Raw genomic sequence first — 1,645 nt, forward strand, 5'->3', positions numbered from 1 at the left:
CCAATTCAATCTTAAGGAGGAAGCTCTACTGTGAAGTATAAAATGCAAGACAAACAAAATCAACTGATTGAAAGAATCTCAGACTATCATCTAGTTGTCGGAGTAGATATTGCTCAACAGGTCCACGTTGCCCGAGCTGTAAATTACAGAGGTATTGTGGTAGGTGATCCTCTTTCTTTCGAAAATAATGAAGAGGGTTTTGTTAGATTGCTAAAATGGATTAACCAGCTAAAAGTTACAAACGGGTTCAATACTGCAATAGTTGGTATGGAACCTACCGGACATTATTGGTTAAACCTATCCAAATGGTTATATAGTCAAAGTATTGAGGTAGTAACTGTTAACCCTCACCTAGTTAAAAAGAATAAAGAAAATCGAGATAACACGCAATCCAAAAGTGATAAAAAAGACGCTCTCGTGATTGCCGATATGGTGAAGAATGGTTACTATTCTTTTATTCGTCTGTCGTCAGAGGCTTTTGAAAAACTTAGAGTACTAATGTCTAACCGAGACGTAATCGTTAAACGGCTAGTAAGCTCCACCAATCAAATAAATCGTTGGGTAGATATTATCTTTCCTGAACTTCGAGAAGTGTTTAAAAACGTAACAGGAAAAGGGGCAATCGCAACCCTTCGTTTATTCCCTACACCATCGGAACTACGTTCCATGAAAGCTCAAGATGTTGCCGAGGGATGGAAAACACTGATGAAACGTCAGCCCGGCTTGAAAAAAGCACAATCACTAATTGAATTAGCTAAACGTTCCGTTGGAAGTCTCAAAGCTCTTGATGCTTATAAACTACACCTTGAACAATTACTTGAAGAATTTGATCTCGCCACAGCTCAACTTGAAAGAGTTGAAAAAGAAGTTACTAAAGCACTTAAAAAAGTTACCTTTACAGATAAATTACTTGGCATAAAAGGATTAACTGAAATTACACTTGGAGGCATATTAGGTGAAGCAGGAGATTTAAGTAAATTCGCTCATGGTAATTCTCTATTACGACATGCAGGTTTACATCTAGCAGAGTCTAGCTCAGGTAAATGGAAAGGTCAAGTAGTCATTTCTAAGCGTGGGCGATCTCGTCTAAGGCGTTTCTTGTACTTAGCCACATTGAGTCTTGTGATGAACAACCCTGATTTCAAAGAACTTCACTCCTACAATGTTAAAGTAAAAAAAATGAAGAAAATGAAATCTATTATGAAATTGATTGGTAAGCTGGCTAGAATACTAGTAGGAATTGCCCGTCGTAATGAGTCCTATTGTCCAGAAAAAACCCTACCTTTAACAGCTAAAGCAGCATAACTGACCTTTTCTTTATTCACTTTTATAGAACATATCAAATTGAAAACTAGTATCTATTATTATCATTTTATTGAATGTTGGCTTATTCGTAGGATCTCAAAAAAGCACGGAGTACTGGAATACTTAAACAAAAGGGCACTGACCCATTCCGTTAGCAAAACCGGCCTCCACCCCTTGGATAGGCATGACGAAGGAATGATAGGGCGTAGACCCGTTGAGACATGGGAGGGAAAGCCTCCAGGGGCGGCGTGGAGAATGCGTGCAGTATATGGAAATGATTGGAGTTTAAAATATACTCCTCTATTTAAGTTCGCCTTCATGTTGCCAATAGTATCGAAAC

2 protein-coding genes are annotated in these 1,645 nt (G+C 38.3%); both read left to right on the plus strand.

The features are described from left to right. Nucleotides 1–30 precede the first annotated feature (30 nt). Nucleotides 31–1,305, plus strand: a complete 1,275-nt coding sequence (locus D1970_RS21840; protein ID WP_119114939.1) for an IS110 family RNA-guided transposase — start codon at nucleotides 31–33, stop codon at nucleotides 1,303–1,305. Between the two features lie 39 nt (nucleotides 1,306–1,344). Beyond that, the coding region (locus D1970_RS22675; protein WP_220453215.1) for a hypothetical protein at nucleotides 1,345–1,645 on the plus strand (301 nt) is incomplete at its 3' end.

Source organism: Mesobacillus zeae, assembly GCF_003570705.1.
Classification (GTDB): domain Bacteria; phylum Bacillota; class Bacilli; order Bacillales; family Cytobacillaceae; genus Mesobacillus_C; species Mesobacillus_C zeae.